Origin of the sequence: Kocuria sp. APC 4018, from assembly GCF_030407675.1 — a bacterium.
Lineage (GTDB): Bacteria > Actinomycetota > Actinomycetes > Actinomycetales > Micrococcaceae > Kocuria > Kocuria rhizophila.
Genome location: NZ_JASDCY010000092.1, coordinates 1 through 5,852 on the forward strand (window position 1 = coordinate 1; position 5,852 = coordinate 5,852).

The 5,852-nt window shown below is 68.3% G+C and carries 3 protein-coding genes and 1 rRNA gene; all 4 read left to right on the plus strand.

What is annotated here, in order from left to right; genetic code table 11:
* The first annotated feature begins 104 nt into the window (after positions 1–104).
* On the plus strand, positions 105–2,204 hold the full coding sequence (locus QL985_RS11665; RefSeq protein ID WP_259906265.1) for a 3-hydroxyacyl-CoA dehydrogenase NAD-binding domain-containing protein: 2,100 nt from the start codon (positions 105–107) through the stop codon (positions 2,202–2,204).
* Positions 2,205–2,232: 28 nt separating this feature from the next.
* Positions 2,233–3,492, plus strand: coding sequence for an acyl-CoA dehydrogenase family protein (locus QL985_RS11670; protein ID WP_019310760.1), 1,260 nt, complete (start codon positions 2,233–2,235; stop codon positions 3,490–3,492).
* Between the two features lie 42 nt (positions 3,493–3,534).
* The gene (locus QL985_RS11675) at positions 3,535–5,259 is read left to right on the plus strand and encodes an AMP-binding protein (protein WP_259906262.1); all 1,725 of its coding nucleotides are present in this window, start codon (positions 3,535–3,537) and stop codon (positions 5,257–5,259) included.
* A 520-nt stretch (positions 5,260–5,779) separates the two neighbouring features.
* Positions 5,780–5,852 (plus strand): 16S ribosomal RNA (locus tag QL985_RS11680); the annotation flags it as partial.

A 5,852-nucleotide genomic window follows, 5' to 3' on the forward strand; every position in this document is an offset into this window, starting at 1 on the left:
TGCGAGTGGCACGAAATGTCTTGACGTGAGACTGCGTCTCAGGGCACACTGACACTCAAACACTGTGGTGCACACCACCCCTCGACCTGACACAGGAGCCCCGCGTGAGCGAACAGTCCTTCCCGTCCACCGTGACCATCGCCGTGACCACCCCGGTGCTGCCGGGACGTGAGAAGCCCATCGCCCTGGTCAGCCTGGACTCCACGGACCCCAACGGTCTCGTGATCTGGGGCTCCCAGGCCATGCGCGATCTGCAGCGGGAGCTCTCCGCGATCGACACCACGCAGGTGGAGGCCGTGGTCGTCACGGGCAACCAGAAGTCCTTCGGGGCCGGTGCCAACCTCAAGGAGATCCGTGCGGCGCAGCTGAGCGGCACCTCGGACGAGTACGTCGGCTCCGGCCACGACGCCTTCGGGGTGCTCGCGGAGATGGACGTGCCCACGTTCTCCCTCATCACGGGAGTGGCCCTGGGTGGCGGCTTGGAGCTCGCGCTGCACACCGACTACCGTCTCTCCACCTCCGGCAAGGCCCCCATGGGTCTGCCGGAGTGCCACCTGGGCTTCTTCCCGGGCTGGGGCGGTGTCCACCTCCTGCCCCACCTCGTGGGAGCGGAGGCCGCGCTGAACATCATCGTGACCGACTCCATGCGCGGCAAGAACCTCAACCCGGCCAAGGCCGCGGAGATCGGGCTCGTGGACGCCGTGCTCGAGGGCGCTCCCGGCTCGGAGCAGTGGGACACGTCCTGGCAGAACTGGGTGGTCGAGGTCCTCGAGGGCAAGCACGAGCCCCGCCGCACCACGGAGGACGCCCAGACCTGGGACGCCGCGGTGCAGAAGGCGGCCGCCAAGGCGGAGCAGGCCTGGCACGGCGCCGCTCCCGGCCCCGTGGCCGCCATCGAGCTCGTGGGCCGCGCCCGCACCGACTCCCGCCTGGAGAACGCGGAGGCCGCGGTCGAGGCGTTCAAGACCATCGTGCAGTCGGAGCCCGCGCGTGCCTCTCTCTACGCGTTCGAGCTCGTGAGCGCCCGCAGCAAGCAGGCCGCCAACGTCCCGGACGCTCCCGTGCGGGAGATCAAGAAGGCAGCCGTGATCGGCGCGGGTCTCATGGCGGGTCAGCTGGCGTCCCTCATCGCGCAGGGTGCCCGCATTCCGGTGGTCATGACGGACCTGGACGACGAGCGGCTGGCCGCCGGTGTGCAGCGCACCCGGGACCGGTTCACGGCCCAGGCCAAGAAGGGTCGCATGACGGAGGAGCAGGCCGAGCAGCTCGGCGCGCTCATCACGGGCGCCCGGAGCCCGGAGGACCTCGCGGACGCGGACTTCGTCATCGAGGCGGTCTTCGAGGAGTTGGACGTCAAGCGCCAGGTCTTCGCGCAGTGGGAGCCCGTCATCAAGGAGGACGCGATCCTCGCCACGAACACCTCTTCGCTGTCCATCACGGCCATGGGCCGGGACCTCCAGCACCCCGAGCGGCTCGTGGGCTTCCACGTGTTCAATCCGGTGGAGGTCACCCCGCTGCTCGAGATCGTTGCCGGCGAGAAGACTGACGACTCCACCCTGGCCACCGCGTTCGACCTCGCCGCAAAGCTGCGACGGATCGCGGTGCGGGTGGAGGACGCCCCGAGCTTCGTGGTCAACCGCGTGCTCACCCGCATGTTCGACGAGATCGGCCGCGCCATGGATGCCGGGGGAGACCCGCAGGCCGTGGACCACGCCCTGGATCCCATGGGTCTGCCCATGACCCCGCTGCAGCTGCTGGACTTCGTGGGTCCCGCGGTGCTGGTGCACATCACCCACACCATGAACGACGCCTACCCGGACCGGTTCACCCTCTCCCCGTGGCTCGACGCCGTGGCGGAGGCCGGCCTCAAGAACACCCTGCCGGCGCGCGGCGAGACGTCCGAGACCTACCTCTCCGAGGGTGCGCACGAGGCCCTCGAACGCACCCGCCGGGACAGCGGCGTCGCCGCACAGTCCGGTGACGGCGCGGACGGCGAGCTGCTCACGCGCGCGCAGGATGCCCTCGCGGACGAGATCGGCCACATGTTGGACGAGGGCGTTGTCGCCACCGCCCGGGACATCGACCTGTGCATGATCCTGGGCGCCAACTACCCGTTCCACCTGGGTGGCATCACCCCGTACCTGGACCGCTGCGGCGCCGCCGAGCGCGTCCGGGGCGCCCGGTTCGACGCCGCCCAGCAGTAGCACTTTCCAGAAGGACTGAGGAGTCACCATGAGCAAGGACAGCACGGAGACCACTGGCATCACCATCAGCCACCCGGAGGACTTCCCCACGGGCACGCTGGAGCCGCACTACGACCTCAACGAGCCCCTGGCCACGGACGAGGCCGGGATCTTCGAGGACATCACGGAGGAGGACCGCGCGCACCAGCTGCGGGCCAGGACCTTCGTGCAGGAGGACGTCCTGCCCGTCATCGCCGAGTACTGGGACCGCGGCGAGTACAACCTCGACCTCGTGCGCCGCATGGGCGAGCTCGACCTGCTCCGCGACGGCGTGGACGTGCCCGGCATGCCCCCCATGTCCAAGATGGCCGCTGGTCTGGTGGCCATGGAGCTCTCGCGCGGCGACGGCTCCATCTCCACGGTGTCCGGTGTCCAGGGCGGGCTGGCCATGCGCTCGATCGCCTTGTGTGGCAGCGACGAGCAGAAGCAGCGCTGGCTGCCGGACATGGCCACTGGCAAGCTCCTCGGTGCGTTCGCGCTGACCGAGCCGGCCCACGGCTCCGACTCCATCGGGCTCGAGAGCAAGGCCACCCCTGTGGAGGGCGGATACATCCTCAACGGCGCCAAGAAGTGGATCGGCAACGGATCCATGGGCGGGATCACCGTGGTGTGGGCACGCAGCGACGAGGACGGCGCCGTCCACGGGTTCGTGGTCCCCCAGGAGTCGGAGGGCTACACGGGCACCACCATGAAGGCCAAGCTGGCCCTGCGGGCCATCCACCAGGCCGAGATCACGCTCGAGAACGTCTTCGTGCCCACGGAGAACGTCCTGCCGCACGCCAAGAGCTTCCGGGACACCTCCGCTGTGCTGTTCGCCACCCGCATCGGGGTGGCCTGGGCCGCGGTGGGCCACGCCCAGGCGTGCTACGAGACCGCGGTGCACTACGCCAAGCAGCGCCACCAGTTCGGGCGCCCGCTGGCCGCATCGCAGATCGTGCAGGAACGGCTCACCCGCATGCTCAGCGAGCTCACCCAGATCCAGACCCTCGTGATGGCCATGGCCCGCAAGGAGGAGGCCGGGACGCTCAGCGGTCCGCAGGCCTCGCTGGCCAAGTACACCGCCACGCGCACCGCGCGCCAGGTGGCCATGAACGCCCGGGATCTACTGGGCGGCAACGGCATCCTCATGGAGAACCGCGTGGCACGGCACTTCGCGGACATCGAGGCCATCCACACGTACGAGGGCACCGAGACGGTTCAGGCGCTCATCATCGGCAAGTCCGTCACGGGGATCTCCGCCTACAAGTGACCCGGCGGGGTGTGTCCCGATCGCCGACTCCTCAGGAGCATCATGTTCGCCAACAACGAGCCCATGACTCCCTTGCGCTTCCTGGAGCGCAGCGCGGAGGTCTTCCCTGATCGCCGTGCGGTCGTGCACGGGTCCCGGGAGTGGACCTACCGGGAGTTCCAACGGGACGTGCGGCGCTTCGCCACGGCGCTGCTGCCCCTGGTGACCGGGGCGGAATCCCCCGGACCCGAGGGGTACCGACGGGAGGAGGACCCGGCGGAGGGAACGTCCCGAGCGGCGTCGTCGACCAGCGAGGAGTTCCAGGGGGTGGATCTCCTGCAGCGGGACTGGCCCACCGTGGCCATGGTGGCCCCCAATGTGCCTGCCGCGCTCATGGCGCACTACGCGCTGCCCGCGGCCGGGGCCGTGCTGGTGCCGCTCAACCCGCGGTTGAGCGCTCGGGAACTGAACTACATCCTCGAGCACTGCGGGGCCCGCGTGGTCCTCGCGGACGTCTCAGCGCTGGAGACCGTGGCCGAGGCGCTCGCGGACCGTGCCGGGGTCGCACTGGTGCAGATTCCCGACGACCAGGCGGGTCTGCCGGCCGTGCGGGACGGGGCGGGAGCGGGCGTGCCCACGTTCGAGGAGTTCCTGGACGGCACGCCATCGGCTCCGCCCCAGACCGAGGGCACCGCCGGCGGGGCAGTGCGCTGGGCCGTGGCGGACGAGAACACGCCCATCACCCTGAACTACACCTCGGGCACCACGGGCAGGCCCAAGGGAGTGCTGTACTCCCACCGGGGGGCGTACCTGAACAATCTGGGTGAGGTGTTCCACAACGGTTTCACAGGCGAGACCCGGTACCTGTGGACCCTGCCCATGTTCCACTGCAACGGGTGGTGCACCACGTGGGCCGTGACGGCCGCCGGCGGTACGCACGTGTGTCTGCGAGCGGTGCGCCCGGACGCCATCTGGCAGGCATTCGACCAGGAGGGCATCACCCACCTGTGCGGCGCCCCGGCGGTGTGCTCGGTGATCGTGGACGCGGAACAGGCGCACCCCCTGGAACGTCCCATCCGCATCACCACGGCGGGAGCCCCGCCCGCGCCGAGCATCATCGAGCGCCTGGAGACCGCCAGTTTCGAGGTGGTCCACGTGTACGGGCTCACCGAGGTGTTCGGCCCCATCACCATCTGCGAGCCCCAGGAGCAGTGGCGGTCCCTGTCCGCCTCAGACCGGGCGCGGCAGATGTCCCGGCAGGGAGTTGCCATGATCCAGGCGGAATCTGCTCGGATCGTGGATCCCGACATGCAGGACGTCCCCGCAGACGGGGAGTCGCTCGGGGAGGTCGTGCTCCGGGGGAACAACGTGATGATCGGCTACTACAGGGATCCAGAGACCACACGCGAGGCGTTCCGGGGCGGCTGGTTCCACACCGGGGACCTCGGGGTGATGCACCCGAACGGGTACATCCAGCTCACGGACCGCGCGAAGGACGTGATCATCTCCGGAGGCGAGAACATCTCCTCGATCGAGGTGGAGCAGGCGCTCTACTCCCACCCGGACGTTCTGGACGTGGCCGTGGTGGGGGTGGCCCACGAGAAGTGGGGGGAACGGCCCGTGGCCCACGTGGTGCGTGCAGGCGGCTCCCAGGTCACGGAGGACGAGCTGCGTGAACACGTGCGATCGCAGCTCAGCGGATTCAAAGTGCCGGACACCGTGACCTTCAGCGACGAGCTGCCCCGCACGGCCACGGGCAAGGTGCGCAAGAACTTGCTGCGCAACTGACGAACTCGGCGGCCCCAGTGCCGCTGGCACGGGACCACGCGCCGGCGGGGGAGGTTGCGCCCCAGCAAGGGAGCCCCACTGGGCAGGGCAAACGCCGTTTTGCGCAGGTCAGCGGCCGTGTGTAATGTATTCCGAGTCGCCGCAAGGACGGACAGCCGAGAGCTGGCCTGGACGGTCGACCAGCCCCCTTCCTCCACAGGAACCAACCGCGTGAGAACGCGGAGTTGCGGACCGGATGAGGAACGGATAAGCTAGTCGAGTTGCCAACAGGACAGCACAAGAGCTTCCGAATCGCGGCAACGCAAACTTCCAATCCAAAGCCCTGGATCAGGGTTTAGATGTGGTGTGTTGTTTGTCAACTCAATAGTGTGTCTAGTTTGTTGATACCAGAAGTTTTATATTTTTGGTTGAGGCCCAGCATCTTTTCAGGTGTTTTCCCGTTTCCTGGGGGTGTTGGGTGTCAGCTGGGATCCCACCGTACCGCGCCTTGGTGTGTGGTGGGTGGTTTCTGTTGAATTTTTTGACGGAGAGTTTGATCCTGGCTCAGGACGAACGCTGGCGGCGTGCTTAACACATGCAAGTCGAACGCTGAA